At 36.8% G+C, this 23,221-nt stretch carries 21 protein-coding genes; 11 read left to right on the forward strand and 10 right to left on the reverse strand.

The genetic code is table 11. The annotated features are described in order from the left end of the window. The coding region (locus tag GXZ72_02245) for a hypothetical protein (protein ID HHT18370.1) at positions 1-1,138 on the reverse strand (1,138 nt) is incomplete at its 3' end. Positions 1,139-2,080: 942 nt separating this feature from the next. On the opposite strand from GXZ72_02245, the gene GXZ72_02250 reads away from it, so the two are divergent. The 3 genes from GXZ72_02250 (at position 2,081) to GXZ72_02260 (ending at position 4,587) form a co-directional block, all read left to right on the forward strand. Beyond that, entirely contained in the window at positions 2,081-2,965 is an 885-nt protein-coding gene (locus GXZ72_02250; protein ID HHT18371.1) for a hypothetical protein, read from the forward strand. A 181-nt stretch (positions 2,966-3,146) separates the two neighbouring features. Further along, positions 3,147-4,064, forward strand: coding sequence for a hypothetical protein (locus tag GXZ72_02255; GenBank protein ID HHT18372.1), 918 nt, complete (start codon positions 3,147-3,149; stop codon positions 4,062-4,064). A 115-nt stretch (positions 4,065-4,179) separates the two neighbouring features. Next, positions 4,180-4,587 (forward strand): DUF126 domain-containing protein, encoded by a 408-nt coding sequence (locus GXZ72_02260; protein ID HHT18373.1) that lies wholly within the window; start codon positions 4,180-4,182, stop codon positions 4,585-4,587. 117 nt (positions 4,588-4,704) lie between these two features. Here the strand turns inward: GXZ72_02260 and GXZ72_02265 are convergent, their stop codons facing one another. The 3 genes from GXZ72_02265 to GXZ72_02275 all read right to left on the reverse strand — a co-directional run bounded on the left by GXZ72_02265 (position 4,705) and on the right by GXZ72_02275 (position 5,970). After that, entirely contained in the window at positions 4,705-5,106 is a 402-nt protein-coding gene (locus GXZ72_02265; protein ID HHT18374.1) for a DUF5518 domain-containing protein, read from the reverse strand. A gap of 226 nt (positions 5,107-5,332) precedes the next feature. Further along, positions 5,333-5,704, reverse strand: coding sequence for a DUF5518 domain-containing protein (locus GXZ72_02270; GenBank protein HHT18375.1), 372 nt, complete (start codon positions 5,702-5,704; stop codon positions 5,333-5,335). 44 nt (positions 5,705-5,748) lie between these two features. After that, a complete protein-coding gene (locus GXZ72_02275) occupies positions 5,749-5,970 on the reverse strand; it encodes a hypothetical protein (protein ID HHT18376.1) in 222 nt (73 codons plus the stop codon). Between the two features lie 263 nt (positions 5,971-6,233). On the opposite strand from GXZ72_02275, the gene GXZ72_02280 reads away from it, so the two are divergent. The 3 genes from GXZ72_02280 to GXZ72_02290 all read left to right on the forward strand — a co-directional run bounded on the left by GXZ72_02280 (position 6,234) and on the right by GXZ72_02290 (position 10,182). Further along, positions 6,234-7,466 carry an amidohydrolase family protein gene (locus GXZ72_02280; GenBank protein HHT18377.1) on the forward strand — a complete coding sequence of 411 codons (1,233 nt, stop codon included), beginning with the start codon at positions 6,234-6,236 and terminating at the stop codon, positions 7,464-7,466. A gap of 86 nt (positions 7,467-7,552) precedes the next feature. Beyond that, positions 7,553-10,000, forward strand: a complete 2,448-nt coding sequence (cadA, locus tag GXZ72_02285; protein HHT18378.1) for a cadmium-translocating P-type ATPase — start codon at positions 7,553-7,555, stop codon at positions 9,998-10,000. 32 nt (positions 10,001-10,032) lie between these two features. Beyond that, a complete protein-coding gene (locus tag GXZ72_02290) occupies positions 10,033-10,182 on the forward strand; it encodes a YHS domain-containing protein (GenBank protein ID HHT18379.1) in 150 nt (49 codons plus the stop codon). 271 nt (positions 10,183-10,453) lie between these two features. Here the strand turns inward: GXZ72_02290 and truD are convergent, their stop codons facing one another. Next, complete coding sequence (gene truD, locus GXZ72_02295) at positions 10,454-11,707, reverse strand: tRNA pseudouridine(13) synthase TruD (GenBank protein HHT18380.1); 1,254 nt, start codon at positions 11,705-11,707, stop codon at positions 10,454-10,456. Positions 11,708-11,838: 131 nt separating this feature from the next. On the opposite strand from truD, the gene hisF reads away from it, so the two are divergent. The 3 genes from hisF (at position 11,839) to GXZ72_02310 (ending at position 14,180) form a co-directional block, all read left to right on the forward strand. Beyond that, positions 11,839-12,603, forward strand: a complete 765-nt coding sequence (hisF, locus tag GXZ72_02300) for an imidazole glycerol phosphate synthase subunit HisF (GenBank protein ID HHT18381.1) — start codon at positions 11,839-11,841, stop codon at positions 12,601-12,603. A gap of 168 nt (positions 12,604-12,771) precedes the next feature. After that, positions 12,772-13,557, forward strand: coding sequence for a hypothetical protein (locus GXZ72_02305; protein HHT18382.1), 786 nt, complete (start codon positions 12,772-12,774; stop codon positions 13,555-13,557). Positions 13,558-13,715: 158 nt separating this feature from the next. Then, entirely contained in the window at positions 13,716-14,180 is a 465-nt protein-coding gene (locus tag GXZ72_02310) for a helix-turn-helix domain-containing protein (protein HHT18383.1), read from the forward strand. Positions 14,181-14,322: 142 nt separating this feature from the next. Here GXZ72_02310 and GXZ72_02315 read toward each other — a convergent pair whose 3' ends face one another. Both GXZ72_02315 and GXZ72_02320 read right to left on the reverse strand, forming a co-directional pair. Further along, on the reverse strand, positions 14,323-15,009 hold the full coding sequence (locus GXZ72_02315) for an HAD hydrolase-like protein (GenBank protein HHT18384.1): 687 nt from the start codon (positions 15,007-15,009) through the stop codon (positions 14,323-14,325). Between the two features lie 89 nt (positions 15,010-15,098). Further along, complete coding sequence (locus tag GXZ72_02320; protein ID HHT18385.1) at positions 15,099-16,388, reverse strand: amidohydrolase family protein; 1,290 nt, start codon at positions 16,386-16,388, stop codon at positions 15,099-15,101. Between the two features lie 199 nt (positions 16,389-16,587). On the opposite strand from GXZ72_02320, the gene GXZ72_02325 reads away from it, so the two are divergent. Then, positions 16,588-17,448 (forward strand): ATP phosphoribosyltransferase, encoded by an 861-nt coding sequence (locus GXZ72_02325; protein ID HHT18386.1) that lies wholly within the window; start codon positions 16,588-16,590, stop codon positions 17,446-17,448. 39 nt (positions 17,449-17,487) lie between these two features. After that, positions 17,488-18,267, forward strand: coding sequence for a fumarylacetoacetate hydrolase family protein (locus GXZ72_02330; GenBank protein ID HHT18387.1), 780 nt, complete (start codon positions 17,488-17,490; stop codon positions 18,265-18,267). Positions 18,268-18,979: 712 nt separating this feature from the next. On the opposite strand, the gene leuS is transcribed toward GXZ72_02330, so the two are convergent. The 3 genes from leuS to GXZ72_02345 form a co-directional block, all read right to left on the reverse strand. Further along, complete coding sequence (gene leuS / locus GXZ72_02335; GenBank protein ID HHT18388.1) at positions 18,980-21,832, reverse strand: leucine--tRNA ligase; 2,853 nt, start codon at positions 21,830-21,832, stop codon at positions 18,980-18,982. A 106-nt stretch (positions 21,833-21,938) separates the two neighbouring features. Next, positions 21,939-22,250, reverse strand: a complete 312-nt coding sequence (locus GXZ72_02340) for a divalent-cation tolerance protein CutA (protein ID HHT18389.1) — start codon at positions 22,248-22,250, stop codon at positions 21,939-21,941. A gap of 57 nt (positions 22,251-22,307) precedes the next feature. Next, positions 22,308-23,117, reverse strand: coding sequence for an NAD+ synthase (locus GXZ72_02345; GenBank protein ID HHT18390.1), 810 nt, complete (start codon positions 23,115-23,117; stop codon positions 22,308-22,310). Between the last annotated feature and the right edge of the window lie 104 nt (positions 23,118-23,221).

Genomic DNA, 23,221 nt, shown 5'->3' on the forward strand with positions numbered 1-23,221 from the left:
CATAATTGTTTCCTCCGAGATAGGTAGAATAAACCAGTCCAGTTCCACTAGGATTCAACTTAGACACAAAAGCATCTCCGAAACCTGCATAGCTGGTTTGGTATGCATCAGACGTTGTAGGGAAATCCGTTGAAGATGTTTCTCCGGTGATGTAAGCATTTCCATCCCCATCCACAGCAACACCATAACCATACTCATAGTTGGTTCCTCCGAGATAGGTAGAATAAACCAGTGCACCAGTAGGATCCAACTTAGACACAAAAACCTCACTACCTCCTTTATTGGTGTTTTGGTATGCTCCGGGTGTTGTAGGGAAATCCGTGGAATAGGTGGATCCGGTGATGTAAGCATTACCATCACCATCCACAGCAACACCACAACCATACTCATCGTCGGTTCCTCCGAGGTAGGTGCTGTATTCTAGTGTTGGGTCGATGATTAGTTGTTGGTTATGGTCGTAATCGCCTATAGCAAAACCATAAACATTGTCTTTTACCTGGTAATTTGCTTCTATGTTATTATTGTTTGCTTGGAAGGCTATAGGTTTTGACATGGACACTTCAGGAAAACCATCTGACTTTATCACGAGGTTGCCATCCTCATCAATTGCTAAACAGTCAATACCAAGCATTTGGATTTGAATATCATCTGGATGGGCTCCAGGGTTGACAAAGAAGAGTTTTTCAATGTTACTGCCAGTGGCCCGAAGTTTCACAGTGATACCCGGGTAAAGCTCACCTAAATTAACGAAATTATAAGTGGGTAAGTTAGTTTGCCAGTTATCTGGATTGTTACCCTTGAAATAGGATACAACAGTATTTGAGGGTTCCTCTCCCTTTGCTTGGAAGATGATCGGATTACCCTGACTGTCCAGAAACTGCTCTTTAACTACCAAAGTTTTATTGTCTTCACCAATTATTTGGTGAGTAATCCCATCATGGGTGATGTAACTGGTTCCGTAGAAAGTGTTGGCGTAATAGGATACTTCTGAGTCTTTTTGACCCTGATTTTCCACAAAAGGAACACCAACGTCCATAATTTGCGCATCCACATCAGATGAATCTACTGCAGATACCGCACCACAAGAAACTAATGCCAATAATAGAGCAACAATCAACAATTTCAATTGTTTAGTCACGTTCTTTTTCACCTCCTTCATGCCTAATAACAGTAAATAAGATAAATTATTTCCAGATTTTTATTATGTGAAGTGGAAAAATGTTACATACATTCCACAGGTGGGGGAATATTTCTTTTACATTAGAATATTGTGTTAATGAAAACATATAAGTTTTACCCAGAAACACACCATGTAAATTTAGCTTCCACCCCATTAATATAAGCAAAAAAAAATAAAAAAATGGACATTAACTAAACAATGTTCAATCAAATTAAAAATTACAAGATAAAACAACACCACACCCACCTCCCCCCAATCTCATTTAAATTATATAAAAAGAATACAATCAATAGAAACCAATTAACCATTAACAATGCAAAAAAATAGGATTATCCATTTTTTTAAGCAGTATTATTTTAGTGGAGTTTAAAATATTATACAAAAAAAACGTTAAAATATGCATAATTATGAAATTATATATATCTAATTTATCCATTATTAATATCCAGTAATTATAGTTAAAAATCTCCGGTTACTACTAATATACGTATTTTAGCTTTAATTTCTTTTTAAACATATAATTATTATGAGCCAATCTTTAATTCACTAGGGAGTGAAGAGCTGTTAATTCCATTCTAATAAATTATTTTAGTTATATTCAGTATCAAAACATGTTATAAAACTGTTAATTAAACTTGGATTCTCTTTATTTTATTCATAAAATCCCAATATGAAGAATAGTAAAAAATTCGTAGCCAACTAAAAAAACTGACAGTCACTTAATTTCTAATTTTTTCATTTTTCTTCATTCTAATCCTGATATTTGAATAGTTTCTTGATATTTAATCTATTTTTTAGCTCAGTTACAGATTTAAGTAGATTTAACGAGCTTAAAACGAAAAATTAATATATGATTATGAATAAATAAAATTGCACTGATTGTAAAAGGAGGTGAAAAAGATGGTAGACATAAAAGAGATAAAACATATTAAAACCGCACCGTTCACACTGATGACATCATCTATACACGCTGTCTTAGCTTTCCTTGTGGCCATAGTACTTCTGCTGAGTCTAGGAGTTTTAGCAGCCATACCTGAATTAAGTGCCATTTCAGGAGTTTTATTAACTTTAGGAGTGGCATTGGTTATTTTGATACCTTTGACTGCATTCCTCTATAACATCGTTGGCACGTTCGTCTATGCATTGTTATACAATGTTCTGACACCTAAAGTGGGCGGTATAAAACTGGGAATGGAAGAAGAAGAAGTTAAATCAATTCCAGTTGTTTCTTATGCCCTGATTCTATCATGTATAAGTGCAATACTCACATTTATACTCGGGCTGTATGTTGGTCTTGCAGGAACTCCAGTACTTACCTTATTGAGTGTTGTTATACCAGAAGTCACTGAGGCAACTGGAACATTCATGGCCACGTTCGGAGGTATTTGGGCCGTTTTCTGGATCATTCTGATGCCTATACTGGTGTTCATATTCTCTTTCATTGGAATGGCACTTTTCGCCCTATTCTACAACGTGTTAATACCCAAAGTCGGTGGAATAAAACTCATATTTGCTGAAGCAGGAAGCACATTTGAACTAACCAACATACCTGCAGTTCCAGCCGCTCTGGCATTAGCAGTGGTACAAGCTGTGTTTGGGCTACTGCAAGGAATATTGTATTTGATTCAGTACAGCATGTTAGGAAATGTTGTAGGAGGATTATTAGTACTGATTGGGCAGATCATATCCTCGTTCATCATAACCTTCATCTTCATTGTCTTGGCAGCAATAATTTACAATTTCCTACAGCCTAAGATCGGTGGAGTGAAACTGGAACTTGAATGAGTACTCGAAAAATAAATTTCCCCCTCTTTTTTCTTTTATTTTCATAAAAATGATTTTCAGGGTTATTTTTCCTACTGAAAAATATATTTATTTAGCCTAAAGTAGAGAAAAATTATTATAAGAATAATAATTACAAAGAGAGTAATCAAGATAACCTAAACTATTAAAATTTTATCATTTATTGGAGGTAAATGAAATGGAAGAAATTAAAGAAATTAAATCTGTGACCATAGTGCCCTTCACTCTGATGAATTCAGCACTGTCCGCAATTCTGGGACTTATCTATGCATTGATATTAATAATAGTTCTGGGATTGGTGGCCTTTTTCATACCATCAACAGTTAGTGCAATCATCGGCTTACTTTTAACATTAGCTGTAGCTATTATCCTCATATTACCAACGGGATTGTTTTTAGTGAATATCGCACATTCTTTCCTCCAAGCATTAATTTACAATTTACTAGTGCCACGATTGGGCGGTATAAAGTTGAAATTAGATGAAATGGAAGAAATTAAAGAGATCCCAATAATTCCCCTGTCTTTGATGGTTTCCACCCTCAACACTATTTATGTTTTGATTTTAATGTTGATAGTGGCCCCAATATTGATGTTAGGCATGCAAACCGCTGCCATTGCAGCTATTAGTACCACAAGCTCGTTACCAGAATTTGGAGGGCTCAGTGCCTTAGGAATCATTGGAATAATCATGATGATAATTGGAATCCCCATAATAGTTTTCATATCTTCCTTCATCAACACCGCTATAATGGCATTAATATACAATTTTTTAGCGCCAAAAATCGGTGGAATACGGCTTAAATTTAATTCTGTGCAAAATAATCTCTTTGAACTAAAAAAAATCGAACCCATACCCTTAGCCTTGATTCTTGCAGTGGTAACAACCATTTTGAACTTGATATTTTCCATTCCAAATATAACAATATACTTCACCTTAAAAGAACCATTATTTGCAATCGCATATTTAATCGGGAATATTGTGGGAACTTTCATAATAGTTTTCATCATGTCCACAGTTACAGCACTCATATACAACTTTTTAAGGCCTACAATCGGAGGAATTGAGTTAGAATTGGAATAAAATTGTTTAATTAAATTGTAATTGATTAAACATGAATTGGACTGTTCTAAGTCCAGATGGGTTTATTTATAAACCTATCCCCTATTTTTTATAGTGAAAAAAGGAATTAATTATCATGACTGTTAACATTAAGTGCCGTAAAATTTCTCGTGGTAAAGCCCAAGGTGAAGTAATCCTATCCAACAACCCATTAAGTTTTCTGGGTGGTGTTGACCCTAAAACTGGAAATGTTATAGATAGGGGACATCAACTCTATCAGCAGAATATCAGTGATAAAATACTGGTTATTCCATCGGGTAAGGGTTCTACTGTTGGTTCGTATGTGATCTTTCAGATGGCAAAAAATAAAACAGCACCTTTGGCTATAATTGCAATTGAAGCAGAACCAATAATCGCTACTGGGGCCATAATGGCCAGCATTCCCATGGTTGATCATCCAGAAGAAGATATTTTTGAAATTTTATCCAATGGTGACTTGGTAGAAGTTGATGCCGATGCCCAGATTATTAAACTAGAACAATGAAAATCAGTGGATTTAATATGATTTAAATCAATTAAAATAATTTTTTATCATCAAAACCATTATCACGAAACCCATATGTAGAACCATAAGAAATATGGAAAAAAATTAAATTAGGATTCAATTTTTTTCTTGGCCTTTCTCCTTTATTTCAGCCCCAATAACACCGCCAACAGCCCCTAACACTCCCCCTACGAGTATTATAACTGCTGTCACGAAAATTCCTACTATTAAAGTTGCTGTTCCTGCCAATATACCAATTTTGGTAAATATTAATCCAATTATGGCACTTAAAGCTCCGAATCCTGCGATGAATATTATTCCAATAAGTAAGCCACCGATAATTCCGGTTAATGCACCTTCTACCAGAGCATCATTTTTCTCACTTGTTCCAACATAGGTTGCCAACATCCCCCCAATTATCGGGCCGAAAAAGAATATTGGGAAGAATGCGACCATGAAGACTATGGATAAAACCGCGTTTAGAAGGGATCCAACTCCCACTGCTTTCCAGTCTATAATTTCTATCACCCCTTAAATCATTGCGTCATTAGAATTAATTATAGGACCTATAGCTTATCTACTTCATGATATTTTTTTGGAGAATAATTCTGATCTAAAATGAGTTCAATCTCATAATATTCTCTTTTTGTTTATATGTAGAAAGTTTTCCCGATTATTAATACTTGAAAGAAAGTAAACATCAGCATAAAAAGAGAATATAAAAAAAAGAAAAATAGATTTTATTTTATGCTGCTTCTGGTTCTCCTTTTATCAAAGCACCAATTAATCCTCCAACAGCCATTATGATCAGGACCCCTAAAGATCCTAGTATGAGGATCAATGAAGACGCGGTAGCTGCTGCAAATCCGATTAAACCCAAGATTAGAGTTCCAAAAAGGAGTAACAATATTGAAAGCACTATTGCCCCAAATATACCTGAAATTGCTCCATTTACTGCACCGTTACCGGCTGTTCCTCCGACCATGTATCCGACAACCATTCCAGCTAATAACCAGCCTAATAATGCGCCTGCTCCAGGAATAATAGCTGCAAAAATAGCTCCCAAAACTATGGATAAAATAAACCCAATAATTACTGCTCCCCAATTGATTTCCATTTTAAAACCTCCTAACTTAAAAAAGTAAAAAAAAAATGATAAACTTACGCTTCTGCTGCTTTTGCAGTGGTGTAAGCATCATATAAACCGTAGGCCCAGACAATTATGTATAATACATATGCTATCCATCCGATCACAAGTTGTAAAGCGATTAAAATCAATGCAATGATAAAAATGACTATTCCCTGCATTAATTTTCCAGCATATGCACTCCCAATTCCTGGCAAAAATACCGATATAACCACTGCTAATATAGGATTTACCACGATTTCACCTCCCATTTAATAGTATTTGTACTCTACTCCACGTTATTAATATCTTTTTCTTTTTTACAATTTCGTGTCCACTACAATGAAAACAAAAATTAAAAATAAACTGACTGACATATTAATGATTCTAGTGAAGAAAAGAAAATATTTCAGAACACGAACTTCATGTTTGACTTATTTGATTAAAGATAAAAAAAATCATGTAGATACAATAAAATGATTCATGAATTCTTAGCAAATTAACAGGAGGATGGTGACACATAGTGTACTTTCTTATCCATAATGGGACGATCATCGATGGTAATGGCGGGAAACCTATAAAGAATGGGATTGTTCTGATAAAAAACGAAAAAATCTTAGATATTGGTAATGAAAAATCAGTTAAAATTCCAGATGGTGAAATTAAGCATGTGAATGCTAACGGAGGATTCATATTACCTGGATTCATTGATTGCCACGTGCACATGATGTTTAATGGTTTTCGATTTGAAAACCCATTGTACACACCACTATCCCTTTATTTTTATGAAGCTGTTAGAAACTTGGAAAAAACCTTGGAAGCAGGAGTCACCACTGTAAGAGATGCAGGAATGGCGGATTATGGTGTGAAAATAGCAGTTGAAAAAGGGCTGATAAAAGGTCCGCGTCTCCAGATCAGTGTTATGCCCCTATCCATAACTGGAGGACACTTTGATTTACAACTCAAATCTGGTAAAACCGTGAAAACCAGCTATCCAGGACTGCCTGAATCTGTCTGCGACGGAACTGAAGAAGTTCGAAAAAGAGTTAGGGAAGTTTTGAGGGCGGGTGCAGAAGTTGTTAAAATCATGGTAACCGGAGGAGTGATAAGTGCCAATGACAGCCCAGAACATCCTCAATTTACCATGGAAGAATTGAAAATAATAATTGAAGAGGCATCTTATCGTAATTTACCAGTTATGGCCCATGCACATGGTTCTTCTGGTATTAAAAATGCTTTAAATGCTGGAATAAAATCCATTGAACATGGAACATTTCTAGATGAAGAATGCATTCAGCTTCTACTGGAAAATGATGCTTGGTTAGTTGCCACCCAACTGGCACATTGGAGCAACTTAGAACTTCTGGAAGCTGGAAAACTTCCTGATTTCAGTGAAGAAGATTCTCGTAAAGTGGCTATGAACAGCCATGAAAACATGAAAAAAGCTTACAAAGCAGGAGTGAAAATCGTGATGGGCACCGATAGTGGAATCGCCCCTCATGGCCAAAATTTGCGCGAATTAGGATTTTTATGTGATATAGGGATGACTCCAATGGAAGCAATCCAATCTGGCACTAAATGTGCATCAGAACTACTGGGACTGGAAGAAAAAATAGGAACACTGGAAAAAGGAAAACTTGCCGATGTAGTTGTAAGTAAAACAAACCCCCTTAATGATATCAAATCATTGGGCAATCCTGAAAATATATTACTGGTAATGAAGGAAGGACAAATTTATAAAAACCTAAAATAATCTGTTTACTGAATAATTAAGGCAAATAAACTAATTTAATTATAATCCCTTGAAAATAAATTAAGAATTAAAGGTAGGATAATATAATGGCAGATGATTCTAAAAAAAAGGCAGAAATCAAAATTTCAGGCATGCATTGTGCTTCATGCGCACTAAATGTTGAAAAATCTTTAAATGACTTGGAAGGGGTGGATGAGGCCAAAGTAAACTTTGGAACTGAAAAAGCTACGGTAAAATATGATTCAAATAAGGTTAAACTGCATGAACTTGAAGATACTGTGGAAAGTGCTGGATATGGGGTGATGAACGAGAATGTTGTAATTAAAGTAGGGGGAATGACTTGTGCTATGTGTGTTCAAGCCATTGAAGAGGTGCTTAGAAAAATTGATGGGGTCAGTGAGGTTACAGTTAACCTTGCTGGTGAAAAGGCTTATGTGACATACAATCCCCAGATGACCAGTGTAAATGAGATGAAAGAAGCCATTGAAAACTTGGGATTTGAGTATCTGGGTTTAGAGGGGGAAATTCCTGGAGATAAGGAGGAAAAACTGCGGGAAGACGATCTGAAAAGTAAAAGAAATCGTTTTATAGTAGCTTTTGCTGTTTCAATTCCTTTGATGATTTTAATGTACGCGGGTGTGATGTTACCCTTTAACATGACTTATTTCATGCTGGCAGTAACTATTGTCCCCTTTATTTATGTTAGTTACCCGATTTTTTCTGTTGCTTATCGTTCCCTCCAAATCGGCACTCTGAACATGGATGTTATGTATTCCATGGGTATTGGGGTTGCTTTCCTCGCCAGTGTACTGGGAACTTTTCACATTGTGCTTACTCCCGAATTCATGTTTTATGAAACTGCACTTATGCTTGCAGGATTTTTAATGTTTGGACGATGGCTTGAAGCACGTGCCAAGGGACGCACTGGCACAGCTATTAAAAAATTATTGAATTTGCAATCAAAAACCGCTACAATCCTCCGTGATGAAGATGGGATTAGTGTTGAATCTCAAATACCAACAGAAGAAGTAGTTGTGGGAGATGTAGTACTGGTTAAACCAGGTGAACGGATCCCGGTAGATGGTACTGTAGTTTCAGGTGAAAGTTATGTTGATGAGTCCATGATCACTGGCGAACCAATTCCCACCATGAAACGTACGGGTTCTTCAGTTGTTGGGGGAACCATAAACCAGAACGGGGTTTTAAAGTTTCGTTCAGAGAAAATTGGCAAAGATACTGTGCTGGCGCAAATTATTAAATTAGTAGAATCTGCCCAAGGGTCTAAACCGCCTGTTCAAAGAATAGCTGATAAGGCAGTTTCTTATTTCATCCCTACTGTGCTCACTATTGCCATCGTGGCTTTTATAGTTTGGTACTTCCTTCTGGGAAGTAGCATCCTTTTTGGACTCACAGTTTTTATATCCATTTTAGTTGTAGCTTGTCCGTGCGCCCTTGGCTTGGCAACACCTACTGCAGTAACTGTTGGTATTGGGCGTGGTGCTGAACTGGGGATATTGGTTAAAGATGGTGAAGCTCTGGAAATATCAGAAAAATTAACAACCATCCTTTTTGACAAGACAGGCACCCTTACCAAAGGTAAACCGGAAGTGACTGATATCATTGGAATTGAAACTGATGATCGAACTTTATTACAGATTGCTGCCAGTGTGGAGAAAAATTCACAACATCCCCTGGGACAAGCCATAGTCACCAAGGCCCGTGATAATGACATCAAGTTATATGAGTCAGATACCTTCGATACTTTCCCTGGAAAAGGGGTGTCTGCAAATTTAAATGATGAAAAGATTCTTATTGGAAACCGAACCCTACTTGAAGATAATAATATTACGATATCCGGTTCTAATGAAGATATAATTTCTGAAATTGAAGAAAATGGGAAAACTGCCGTTTTGGTCGCTTCAGGAGATGATTTATCCGGAATTCTTGGAATATCTGATACTTTAAAGGCTGACACCTCGAAAGCTATTCAGGAACTTAAAAAGATGGGCTTAACTGTTGCTATGATTACTGGTGATAACAAAAAGACTGGTGAGGCCATCGGCCATAATATCGGCATCGAGAGGATTTTAGCAGAAGTTTTGCCTGGAGAAAAGTCTGCTGAAGTGAAAAGGCTTCAAGAAAATGGAGAAGTTGTGGCTTTTGTAGGTGATGGGATTAATGATGCCCCTGCACTTGCTCAAGCCGATGTGGGAATTGCTATTGGTAGTGGAACCGATGTGGCTATTGAAAGTGGGGAAATTGTCCTTATTAAGGATAATTTATTGGATGCTGTTGCTGGACTTCAATTATCAAAGAAAGTTATGGGACGTATAAAGCTAAATCTCTTCTGGGCATTTGCTTACAACATGATCCTCATACCAGTGGCTGCAGGGTTACTTTATCCCACATTTGGAATAACATTTCGTCCAGAATATGCTGGGCTTGCCATGGCCCTCTCTTCTGTGACTATTGTTACATTATCACTCCTTTTAAAAGGATATGTACCTCCTGCAAATAAAATGATTACAGATTAAACTTATATAAACATATCAGGGGGTGGATTGTTATGGCTGTAGATCCAATTTGCAAAATGGATGTTGATGAGAAAACTGCGAAATATACGAGCGAATATAAGGGTAAAAAGTACTACTTCTGCGCTCCGGGATGTAAAAAAGAGTTTGATGAAAATCCTGAAAAATATGTTGAAAAACAGTAGTAATAAAAAGGGAATGGGAATACTATAGACTCAATGCCTAAAGTTTAGTTAAAAAATTGACAAAAAATGTGCATTACAAGAAAAATGGAAGATAAATAGTCAAACCCAAAAAACAGAGCAAAAGACGTTGCTATTCTGAAAAACTTTTAATTTATATTTTAAAAATGAGGGGGCACCCCCCAGTATGAGGGGCAACTTGTCATATAAAAAACATCTGTATTGTTAGTTTGGTAAGAGTGTGTGAGAAGTAAAAAAAAATGTTGAATACAGTCTAATATACTTCTTTCTTCATTACTTCTCTTAAAACACTTGTTGCATAAGAACCCTTAGGGATTGAAAACCCTACAATAACCCCGTTTTCAAATGATTCAGCAGAAACATCCCATATTTTAAATCGGATTGGGCGTCTGATCCCATGGCTTCCTAGTTTCGGCATTTTCGGCACTGAAAAATCTTCTAATTTGAGGTTTTCTTCATCCAAAATTTTTTGCTCCATTTTTCCCAGTTTTCCACCAGCAAGGGGTACTTTACTACCGAATAGTGGAGCTGAGGGGTGGGCTTGGAATTCTTTAATACTTTTTTCTATTGTTTTAGGGTCGAATTCATGGATCAGATGTTCTTTATTGTCAATAAGAATATCCCCTTCAATGAATTTATCTATTCCCAGTTTTATGCGTTCACTTACGGCCCGGTTAAATAGGTATGACTGGTATGCGTGGACAAACATCCTGCTTAATGGTTTGGGTAGGCTTTTAAGTGCTAAAATATATGACTTTTCATCTAATTTTTCTTTCTTTTTCTGTTCTTTGATAAGCATGCGCAACATCATCTTTTCATACCGCATACCACTGGGCATGGCCTCTAATGCTTCTTCCAACTCTCCTTCTTCATATAACATTCGAGCTTCCTGGATATGCACGGGTTCAGTATCGTAGGGGTGTCCTATGTACCAATCAACTGCTGCTTTCACTCCTTCCTTGATTAGAGCTTTACCCACTAAGTGAGTGTTGGGGCGGTTTTTTCCAAAACGCTGGTATCCGTAATAATTAGGCACTCCCCTATTTTTTAACTCTTCCAGAATTTTTTCCGCTCTTTTTGCCGCCGAATCCGGGTTTTCAACATTCCTAATCTTTAACTGGAACTTATTTCCGACCAGTTGGCCAATGCGTAATTTTTTCTCGTTGGATACTACTTTCATTATCTTTACATGATGAAGTTGTTCTCCCAGTCCCTGTAATTCTTCAGGAGTTTTGTTACTTACGCATATCCATTGGCGGGTCACCGCTGATTTATCTTTCATTCCAGCAAAACCCATCTGCTTCCTATTTATTCCAAGCTCTCGAGCAATATCTAAAACAACGTCTAAGGTGTTTCGACCTTCTTTTTCAATCCAAAGCCATGTGTTTGGTCCTTTCCCACTAGGATTGGTGATTGGAATTTCTTCCACGTAAAAATCTTCATTTTTGGTTCGGATCTGCCCGCCAATTCCTTTTTGGGAAGTTAAATATACTTCTGCGTTTAACATGCTGACTTACCACGTTGATATACTGTTTTCCTGTAAAACAATTCAAATGAAAATTCTTAATTGTGCTGTTGATTTTTTATAGAACTGTCATAATATAATAACCACATGCATAGAAATACGGAGATTGAGTTATGACAACTGTGAAGATAATGCCCTGTCTGGATATGAAAGATGGTCGTGTAGTTAAAGGAATTCATTTTGCAGATTTAAAGGATGCCGGTGACCCAGTTGAAAGTGCAGCATTATATCAGAAGGAAGGTGCAGATGAACTTGCCATGCTGGACATTGCAGCCACTCTCCAAAACAGGAAAACTCGCTTGAAATGGGTTAAGAATGTATCTTCAGTTATTGATATTCCCCTAACCGTAGGGGGCGGAATTTCAAATTTAGATGATATTAAACTGACTTTAGATGCTGGGGCGGATAAGGTTTCCATAAACAGTGCTGCTGTGAAAAATCCTAACCTTATCCATGAAGCAGCAGCCGAATATGGGAAAGATACAATTACTGTGGCTATTGATGGGTGTCGTGACACTGCCATGCCTTCTGGATTTGAAGTAGTAATAGCTGGAGGCACTGAGAAAACAGGCATTGATGTTGTTAAATGGGCTAAGAAATGTCAAGAACTTGGTGCTGGAGTTATATTACCTACCAGTATGGATGGAGATGGAACACAAGATGGGTATGATCTAGAATATACCCGATCAGTTTCGAAGGCTGTAAACATTCCAGTAATAGCATCTGGTGGTGCTGGAAAACTTTCTGATTTCAAACAAGCTGTTATTGAAGGCGGTGCGTCTATTTTATTGGCAGCTTCAGTTTTCCACTATCGCTTGTTAAGTGTTCAAGAAGTTAAAGAGTATCTGCTAGAAAACGGAATTGATGTGTCTTTTTAGATATAATTTATTGATCTATTTATTTCCAAATCTTATTAACAGTACAATAGAAGATATGATAGATGTGTTATGGAAATTTTTTTACTTAAAACAAAACATCTTGTTTCATAGAAAGCTAGTATAACTTATATAAGTGTATTGATAAAAATTCGTCTTTGAGGAGATTGGTTGAAAACAGCATTAAAATACTTAAAAAAAATAATAAAAGAGTTTGAAAAGGAGATAAAAACCTATAAATATCATAAGCCAATTTTAGGAGTGTTTGCAACGCTTTGCATATTTTTAATAGTTATAATGCCACTATATGATGTTTATTCCGTAGAAAAGACTCCGTACATGCAACCTACTACTAGAGAAGTGTTAGGGAATGAGTCATATGGTTTTGTGATAAAGGAAGGACCTTATGGGAACTCCACTTCTAAAGTTAAAGTTGCATATATTGTGGGACAACATCCTCGCGAACACTTTGCCCACGAAGCTACTGTAGAAAATGTTAAAGAACAATCTCCGAATTTTAGATACTGTTACTATCTCTATTATATTAATGTAACCAGTTACACTGATGATTTTGCCGTCGGCCGAATGAATGGGCAAATACTATCCAATAGTTATGTGGTTCCTGATATTACTAAAGAAAATTTCGATTTTGCTGTGGATGTCCATGGAACTGATGGAGAGTACTCCAAAAGAGTTTTCTTGTTTACCCCTCTAGAAAAAGGTACTTCTTTAGACATAGCATTTACACTAACTAACATCGTTGATGGTGTACCCTATTACCACGCACCGAACCCAAGCAGCACTGAATTCACCACCATTCCCTTAATCAATAATGGAATACCGGCCATTGTGTATGAATCTTTTACTGCTCAGCCCTATGACAATATTAAAAAACAAGACAAGAAATTTGTTTTAGGCGTGGATAATCTAAATTTCTATCCTAACCCCTGTTATTAATCCCATAAACTGATTATGATATTAGTTATTCAATTTTTTGGACCTATCCGAAAATATTAGCTTTCTTTGAAATTTGTTTAGAGTTGACTGTCGATTGCCAGTAGCAATCTATAAATATTAAACAAAAACAATGTGTAATTATCACACACGGTGGGAGAATGCCGAAACATATAGCATCTGGATTAAAGTACTTGGCAGCAGTGAAGCTCAGAGAACAGGGCTATTTTCAGAAAGATATAGCAAACAAGCTTGGGATGGATCGTTCCACAGTTTCTCACTATCTAAACGGCAGAAATCTTTCATGGGGTTCTATTGAAGTTGCAGAATCAATCACCCATTGTTGTAACCATGATTTCTTATATTTAACTTACTCTCTAACTAAAGATATTGATAACACCAAAACTATCATAGGAATATTAGTTGAACAAGAATTTCAGGCTGTTGTGGGAGACACTTGTATTGGTTGTGGTCTTTGTGTAGACGTTTGCTTGATGGATAATATTTCCATCGTTGATTTAAAATGCCAAATAGATGATGATGGATGTTGCGGGTGTTTAGATTGTCAGACAAATTGTCCTACTAATTCTATACAGATTTTCGAAATTCAAAGCCCAAATAAATGATTTGTTTTTTTTAAAAATTTAGTTACTAACTGAATTTTTGGTAAAATTTTCTGGTTGACAATAATAATAAACTAAAAAAATGTAGATATAATATGTATCACACTGATTATTTCATCCATTTTTTCAAACGATTTATTTTAACTTAAATTCCGATAATTTTCATTACTTGCTTAACGTCTTTCAGGTTTTGAAGGACAAAATCAGCACCTGTTTTTTGTAATTCACTTGTAGAGTACCTTCCAGTGGCAACAGCAATAGTATAAAGATTAAATGGTTTAGCTGCTTCCACATCTCTGGGAGTATCTCCAATTACAAATATTTGATCACCTTCAAAACCATGTAATTTTCTTGCACGTTCCAAAGCTTTTTCCACCAGACAAGGCCTTTGGGGACTGTCACTACCAAACCCACCGAAAGAAAAGAAGCCATCAATCCCAACTTGACCTAGTTTAGCATAAGCTATGGGCTCTAAATTTCCAGTTGTGAGGCCTAAAAGAACATTTTCATTTTGTAATTGTTTTAAAAGGTCGCTGACTCCTTCTAATGCCCTTACATTCTCTCGGTGCACATTTGCCAAGTAATCCTTAACCATGTAATCTAGACAATCTTGAAAGTTTTCTTCAATAACTTTGTCAGGTATTCCGCCTATTTCTAGGACTTCTCGCAATATCTGAGGGTCAGTCTTACCAGCATAGTTTATGCCGCTGATATCTTCTTCCATTCCATAGAATTTGCTTACAGCATGTACAAATGCCATGTAATGGCAACGGGCTCCCCTAACCAGAGTTCCATCTATGTCAAAAAGGGTTAAAATTCCAGTACCGACCATAAAATCTCCTTTTTTAGTTTTATTTAGAATTTGAAAGATTTATTGAGTATTGAGTGAATTTATTCACACATCATACAAATATACCTAAATTAATTTCTTGATAATAGGTCTATTGCAGCATTTTCAGCCATTTCCATTACTTCAACCTCATCCAGAGCTAAAACTTCTTTTTCAAGCATTAAAATTTTTCCATCACATAAAACAGTGTCAACGTCTTTACCCTCTGCAGAATATGCTAAATGAGATATTGGATTACGATAAGGAGTTAAATGTGGTGATTTCATATCAATTAAGACCAGATCTGCTTTCTTTCCAACTTCAATTGTACCAATCTCTTGTTCCAAACCTAGTGCAGTGGCACCGTTAATTGTGGCCATTTCAAGTACTTTACTTGCCGGTAAGACAGTAGGGTCTAGTGTTCGAACCTTTTGTAGTAAACTGGAAGTTTTCATCTCCTGAAAGAGGTCAAGATTGTTATTAGATGCAACTCCATCCGTTCCTAAAGATACACATACCCCATTGGCAATCATGTCAGAAACTGGAGAAATTCCAGAAGCTAATTTCATATTACTCAGAGGATTATGAGATATTTTAACATTATTATCCGTTATTAAGGCTATTTCAGCCCCAGATAGCCATACGGAATGGGCTGCTATTACATCGGGACCTAAAAAGTTAAGGTCTTCCAAATATTCAAAAGGTCTCTTTTTCCTATCATTTAAACTATCTTCAACTTCTTTTTCGGTTTCAGATACATGTATATGAATTTTAAGCCCGTTTTTATCAGCTTTTTTCCTAACCCAATTTAAAAGTTCAGGTGAACAAGTGTAGGGAGTGTGAGGACCCAATGCTACTTGAACTCTTCCATCAGCAGTATTATGACATTTTTTTATGATGCGCAGTGTTTCTTTGTACTCTTTTTTCCTTTTATCACTATCAAATAAGTCTAACATGCCGTGGCATAGAAGTCCCCTGATCCCAGATTCATCAATAGCTTGGGCAACCTCATCCATAAAGAAATACATATCATTACAAGTTGTGGTTCCTGATTTGATCATCTCCAGTGCCGACAGAAGAGCCCCCACATAACAGTGCTCCGCCTCTAAATTGGATTCCATTGGCCATATATGATCATTTAACCATGTTTCCAGGGGCAAATCATCAGCCAGACCCCTCATGAGACTCATGGAAATATGGGTGTGGGTGTTTACTAGGCCAGGGATTAAAACCTTACCTTCAGCATTAATTACCTCGTCTGCACCGGTTGAACCTTTACGCGTTATGTCAACGATTTTATCGTCTTCGATAAGCACTGATCCTCTTCGAACATCTTCATCAACGATAATGCTGTTTTTAATTAGAATAGTTTGGGTTTCCATTGGACCACCTATCTATATAAGATTGAGGGAAATAACATAAATATGGGAGGATTTTGTGCAAACCACTCCCCAGTAATAGGTTAAATTAGATGTCCTATTACAGTCATTTTTTACATGATAAATGTTTACAACATAAGTAGATTTATTTGTGCACTTATTAAATTTTTTAACTTAAGGTAGAGTTTAGGAGGATTTTTTGATGGAGATAAAAATAGCCCTTCCATCCAAAGGGAGGATTAGCGACCCTGCTGTGAAGCTTTTATCAAGAGCAGGGATTGGATTGAAGGACACCGTTAATCGGAAACTTTTTTCAGACACTTACGATGATCAAATTAGTGTTATGTTCACCCGTGCTGCGGATATCCCCGAATTCGTGGCCGATGGCGCTGCAGATTTGGGAATGACCGGCTTGGATTTGATCAAAGAGAAAGGAGCCCAAGTTAAGATCATGGAAGATTTGAAATTCGGAAAATCAAAATTAGTCTTGGCTGCTCCTGAAGAATCAGATATTAAAAAACTCACAGATATTAAACAAGATTCTATTGTGGCCACTGAATTTCCCAACCTCACCCGAAAATATCTTGAAAGTAAAAAAAAATCAGTTAAGATAGTTCAACTCAGCGGTTCAACCGAAATAGCTCCTTTCATTGGAGTTTCGGACCTTATCGCCGATCTTACTAGCACTGGCACCACGCTTAAGATGAATCATCTTCAGATGGTAGATACTATTTTGGAAAGTTCTGTGCAGCTTATAGCAAATACTGTGAGTTATGTCGAGAAAAAAGAGAAAATAGAGGAAATAAGAACTGGAATAAAGGGCGTTCTTGATGCTGATGGTAAAAAGTTGGTGATGATGAATGTGGATGAGGAAGTCTTGGACGATGTTAAACTTGCCATGCCAGGGATGACTGGACCCACAGTCTCCCAGGTGCTCTCAGATAATGGTGTAGTAGCAGTTCACGCCGTGGTTAATGAACATGAAGTATTTCATGTAGTTAATCGTTTGAAAAAAATTGGTGCTAGAGATATTTTAGTGGTTCCCATTGAAAGAATCATTTAAACAAATAGTGAATTAACCAATTGTAATGGGAAGGATTAAATGAAGCTTCTAAGATTTAAAAAAAATGGTAGAAAGAAAAATGGAGTGGTTATTAATGGGGGAGTAGTTGAAATAGAACATTCTGTCTTAGAAGCGTCACAATCACCCCCTGATGATTTTAAAAGAAAAAATTTCTATTCATTGGATGAAATAAAGATTATTCCACCAGTCCAGCCTAGTAAAGTGGTGTGTGTAGGTTTGAATTATCGTGACCATGCTGAAGAGCTGAACATGGACATGCCTGAGGAGCCAGTGCTGTTTTTAAAGCCTCCTACCACCATAATTGGCCATAATGATAGTATCGTGTATCCACCTTATTCCCAGCAAGTGGACTATGAAGCGGAATTGGCAGTTGTTATTGGACGCGACGCCCGTTTTGTTAATTTTGAGGATTCATTAGATTTTGTTGCAGGCTATACTTCACTTAACGATGTTACTGCCCGGGATTTGCAGCAAAAAGATGGGCAGTGGACTCGTGCGAAGAGTTTCGATACTTTTTGCCCTTTGGGGCCTTGGATAGAAACTGACATGGATCCCTCTAGCCAGAAAATTTCTATGAAAATTAACGATAAAATCAAACAAAATTCCAATACAAAAAACATGATTTTTCCAGTTGAAGAATTGATAAGCTTTATATCCAACATCATGACCCTCAAAGCAGGTGATGTGATTGCTACTGGTACTCCTCCAGGTGTGGGACCCATGCACGTTGGTGATGTGGCTGAAGTGAATATTGAAGATATTGGAATTCTTCAAAATAAAATAATTAGTCTTGAATAAGCCATTCATTTACAAATATCTTTTTAAACCCTTAAAAAAAAAATGTTAAGCATGCCAAGTTCGCATTACAAAATCTGGTCTCTTTTCCTTATATTCTCATTCAAACCCATCAAAAAGCATCCTATTCACACTTTTTAATTTGCACCCCTTCATCGATGAGTAAGTCAACTAAGTCATTATACTGGGAGTTGGCACTATATTAATCTCTCTTTGAGGATTATTCACGATGAAAATTCAAACCTAGCATCAAACCTGTTTTTGATCTGCTAACACCCTCATAAATAGGGAAAAACAACAGTGTGATGGGCAAGTAACCTTAATGGTTCATTATCTTGACTTATGATAATCATATCACTCCCACGATGATTAGTTAAATCCATCGTTCTTAAAAATTAATCCACATTAATTCTGCTCTGTTTAGGATTCAATATTTTTTAAAAATAGTTTCTTTCTAAAATAACCCTTGCCCCCTAATTTTGGTAAATGAGTAACCACCATAAGATCGTCTTTTTACAACAGATAACACACTTGAAGATCTTTTTCCGAAGTCCTTTAAGAATGGAAAGGGTTTTTGGGTTTTCCCTTTAAAAAACAATGAAATCCTTTTGGATAAACTCCTAGAAATGACTGTAATTCATAAGTTCGATTTTAATTTTATCCTAAACTAAAATATCAAGTAATATCCTTTGAATGGATAATCCAAAAAAAATATTTATTGGATGTAAAGTGCAGGTTTGTAGGGTAAAGCATTTTTCGCCTTGTTTTTAGGGTCATAAGTTGGTTCCTGATATATTATTACCTCTGCACCGGTTTCACGGGCAATGTAATCCACTGCATCATCCAGGATCTGTTTTTCATCCACATAACCAACGTAGTGTATCTTGGTCATTTCACGGGCAATTTTCTGAGCGAATCCAGCCAATTCCTTCTTATCATCGTGAATGTTCTCTTTAATAGCTTGTCCAATTATTCTGCCAATATCTGGTTTTCCAACTTCCCGGGCAATTTCGAATACTTTCCATTTCCATTGAGGTGCGAGGTATGCGTGAATTTTTTCAGGAGTGGTTTTTGTGATCTTTTCAATCTCCCTGATATCATCCACCAGTCCTTGTATGATTTCTTCACTCTTGTGAACTTTCTCATCAATTAAATCCACATCATATTCTGGCCAGGGTGCTTCTGATGCAAATCCTCGTCCACCGTGTCTGTCCCACAGCTCTTCACAGGCGTGAGGTGTAAATGGTGCCATCAGACGGATCCATATTCCCAGTACATAGGCCAATACCTGATTTATCTCCTCTTTACCATTTCCTTCCTTGAGTTCATGACCCACCCGGTGCAGATAGTGGTCCATATCCTTTTTATACAAGAATAATGCTTCTTGAAGTGCTTTCCTGGTTTGGAATCCTTCCAGAGCTTGAGTGGCGTCGCGGACTCGCTGGTTAACTTGGCTGATTATCCATGAGTTAATGGGTTTATTCACATCAGGAGCATCAATACACTCGTTAAGCTGGACTTGTGAGCCATGAAGTTCATCTACCATCTCTGCAAATCCCATGAACCATTCTAAACGTTTTTTGGTTCCTATAACCTCTTTTTCCCTCCAGTCAAAGTCTTGCCATGGTTCGGCCGATGACATGAGGAACAACCGGACTACATCTGCTCCGTGGATTTTTATGGCATCTTCTAATAGTACGATGTTTCCCTTGGAAGAGGACATTTTTTGTCCCTCCATTAGTCCCATGCCAAATACTACCACACCTTGAGGCCATTTTTGCTGAGGGTAAATTGCCGAATGATGGAATAAATGGAATGATAAGTGGTTTCCAACAAGATCCTTGGCAGATAATCTCCAATCGAGGGGATACCAGTAGTTGAACTCTTCTTTCATGCCTGGAGGAATGTTTGTTTTGTTTGTTTTCTTATCTAGGAAAATGTGATCCAGGAATTCTTCGTCCATTTCTTCGGGGTCAATATCCTTCAGATAGGGAGCTATGGTATAATAACTCATGTAGAGGGTTGAATCACTGAGAGGTTCAATTAACCATTGAGGATCCCATGGTAGGGGGGTTCCCAAGCCTATTCGCCTTGCGCATGCCCAGTCATGTAACCAGTTAAGATAATATTCAAAGTTGGACCTAATCTCTTCAGGTACGGTGTTCATATTCTCCAAACAATTTAGGGTTTTTTGGGTCCATTCTTCATCAGAGTATTTGAGGAACCACTGATTATCCAAGATTTTAACCACACATTCAGTTCCACAACGACAGATCACCGGTTTTTCCGCAAATTCATGCATTATATCTCCCTTATCATTTTCAAGAAGATATAATTTGATTTCATCCCTAGCTTGTGGTACCTTTAAACCAGCATAATCTGTTATGTGTTTGTCCATAACTCCTTTGGCATGTTCAAGTTTGTACATCTCATTGGTGGCTTCTTTAAGATTGGGATCATTTTGGTCTTTAATACCCATTTTCTCGATCATCTCGGCAGCAGGGTGTTTACCAAATCCTTTAAGGCGTATTAGTCCGATTGGTTGTATTTTTTCAACTGCATCCTTTATATTATATTTATTTAATGTTTTTGTATCTTTTTTAATGTCAACCAGCGCTATGTAATCTGCTGGAGCGTGTGCTGGTACCGAATATACTACACCAGTGGCATAATCTGGATCCACAAATGATGCAGGCAAAATTATATGTTTATCCCCTGTTATTGGGTTTTCTGCATGTTGACCGATAAGGGACGGAGTATCTATGTCATCCACCAATTCAATGTTACTTTTCTGATTTAAAAGATTATGATATGCATTTTTACTAATGATCCATTCTTCATCATTGATTTTAACCTTAACATATTCTTCATCAGGGTTTAGCCATATATTCGTGGCCCCAAATAGAGTTTCTGGTCGGAATGATGCAGCAACCAGATAGTTTCCCCCTATTTTGAATTTTACCAAAGTTAATTCGTTGATAGCCACCCCTTCACCTTCCAGAAGGTCATGGTCTCCCACTGGATTTTCATCATCAGGACAGTATTTGACTGGATGTGCTCCTTTCCTCACCAAACCTTTTTCATTAAGTTTTTCAAACTGCCATGTTATGAATTTCTGGTAATGAGGATCTATGGTGGTGAATTCCCGTCTCCAGTCAATAGAGTAACCAAGTTGCGTCATAACATTTCGATATTCTTCACTGAAGTATTTTACAATATAATGAGGGTCTGTAAACTTTTTAAGCTCATTCAGAGGTACTTTGTGCACGTTTTGGTATATGTCGAGAGTCCAAGGGTCTGATCTGCCAATACGTTTGGCTATGCCAATTACTGGTGCCCCTGTTACGTGCCACCCCATGGGGAATAATACATTGTAACCTTGCATTCGTTTGAATCGTGCGTAAACATCTGGAACAGTGTAAGTGCGTCCGTGCCCTACGTGCATGGCTCCACTAGGATAAGGGTAGGCCACGGTTAAGAATACTTTTTCTCGGTCATCAGGGTTAGAATGAAATAATTCTGCATTTTGCCATCGTTTTTGCCATTTAGACTCTATTTTACTGTCTATCAAATAATCACCGTTACATCTGAGTTTGATATGATAAAATTAAACAATTTGATTAGAGTTTACAAATGTTTACTTGAATCTCATTTTAATTTACAAAATGATTTACTTATTTAAGTGCACTATCTAGCCAATCCAAGTATTCTTTTGATCCGTTTTTTATCTGGAGTTCTAGTGCACATGGTGTTTGGTAGCTGTGAATTTCTTTAACCCTATCTATAACTTTATCCACTAATTTAGAACTGGTCTTGACCAAGAGGATCGACTCAACATCTTCTTCCAGTTCTCCTTCCCACCAATAGATTGATTCCATCACTGGAATTATATTAGCACAAGCAATCATTTTTTCTTCCAAAAGGTTCTTTGCAATTTGTTTAGCCTCTTCTGAATCAGAAGTTGTTATATATATTATAGAATACATTTATACCACTGTTTTCATTATATGAACTTTACAGTTGTTTAATTATAATTTAAGGCTTCATCTAACTATTGGTGGTATTGGTGGCATTTTTAATTTGTGTTCAGCTGACATCATCATAAGTTTGACTTTTACAATTTCATCAAGACTTATTTGAAGTTTTTTAATTATACCTTCTTCTTTCATTCCTTTTTCAGTTAGTAAGTACAGGATTTGATCTAAGAGAGAGTATTTTATCCCCATTTCATCTTCATCTGTCTGGCCAGGCCATAACCCAGCAGTTGGGTCTTTATTAATAATTTTTTCAGGAATTTTAAGATGTTTTGCCAACATACGAACATCAGTTTTATACAATGCACCAATGGGAAGTATATCAACTCCACCATCACCATATTTAGTGAAATATCCTACTAAAAGTTCTGACCTATTATCAGTGCCAACAACCAGGCGATTCATAGAGTTAGCATGGAAATATAGAATTAACATCCTTATACGTGCTTCGAGATTAGCGTTAGCCATTTTATACTTCTCATCATCAGGAAAACTGGTACAAGCACCAATAATTAATTGAATTAAAGGATCTATGTGTATAGTTTTGTATTGTATACCTAATGAATCTGCTAAAGACACAGCATCGTTGATATCCTCTTTGTTTGTGCTATGGCTGGGCATTATCAGGCCTAAAATTTTGTGAGTGTTTACCACTTCGGTGCAGAGTTTGACGGTTACTGATGAATCCAAACCCCCACTAAGACCCATCACCAGTCCTTGAGTTTTTGATTCTATCAAAGAATTTTCAATGAAGCTAGATATTTCCCTGGACACCTTTACAATGTCTAATGCTGGTAAAATTCCCTTATTGTATTCCATGACATCACCCTAATTCCATTGCATTAAAACATACAGTATTATTGATCAATATGTGTAATTAGTAATTTAAATCTTTATTTCCAACAATATGCCCTTTTTAATCT

Source organism: Methanobacterium sp., from assembly GCA_012838205.1.
In the GTDB taxonomy this organism is placed as follows: Archaea; Methanobacteriota; Methanobacteria; order Methanobacteriales; family Methanobacteriaceae; genus Methanobacterium.

Coding starts and splice junctions, on each gene's coding strand:
- GXZ72_02250 (HHT18371.1), top strand. CDS start 2,081: ATGGTAGACATAAAAGAGATAAAACATATTAAAACCGCACCGTTCACA.
- GXZ72_02260 (HHT18373.1), top strand. CDS start 4,180: ATGACTGTTAACATTAAGTGCCGTAAAATTTCTCGTGGTAAAGCCCAA.
- GXZ72_02270 (HHT18375.1), bottom strand. CDS start 5,704: ATGGAAATCAATTGGGGAGCAGTAATTATTGGGTTTATTTTATCCATA.
- cadA (HHT18378.1), top strand. CDS start 7,553: ATGGCAGATGATTCTAAAAAAAAGGCAGAAATCAAAATTTCAGGCATG.
- GXZ72_02290 (HHT18379.1), top strand. CDS start 10,033: ATGGCTGTAGATCCAATTTGCAAAATGGATGTTGATGAGAAAACTGCG.
- truD (HHT18380.1), bottom strand. CDS start 11,707: ATGTTAAACGCAGAAGTATATTTAACTTCCCAAAAAGGAATTGGCGGG.
- hisF (HHT18381.1), top strand. CDS start 11,839: ATGACAACTGTGAAGATAATGCCCTGTCTGGATATGAAAGATGGTCGT.
- GXZ72_02310 (HHT18383.1), top strand. CDS start 13,716: ATGCCGAAACATATAGCATCTGGATTAAAGTACTTGGCAGCAGTGAAG.
- GXZ72_02315 (HHT18384.1), bottom strand. CDS start 15,009: ATGGTCGGTACTGGAATTTTAACCCTTTTTGACATAGATGGAACTCTG.
- GXZ72_02320 (HHT18385.1), bottom strand. CDS start 16,388: ATGGAAACCCAAACTATTCTAATTAAAAACAGCATTATCGTTGATGAA.
- GXZ72_02325 (HHT18386.1), top strand. CDS start 16,588: ATGGAGATAAAAATAGCCCTTCCATCCAAAGGGAGGATTAGCGACCCT.
- GXZ72_02330 (HHT18387.1), top strand. CDS start 17,488: ATGAAGCTTCTAAGATTTAAAAAAAATGGTAGAAAGAAAAATGGAGTG.
- GXZ72_02340 (HHT18389.1), bottom strand. CDS start 22,250: ATGTATTCTATAATATATATAACAACTTCTGATTCAGAAGAGGCTAAA.
- GXZ72_02345 (HHT18390.1), bottom strand. CDS start 23,117: ATGGAATACAATAAGGGAATTTTACCAGCATTAGACATTGTAAAGGTG.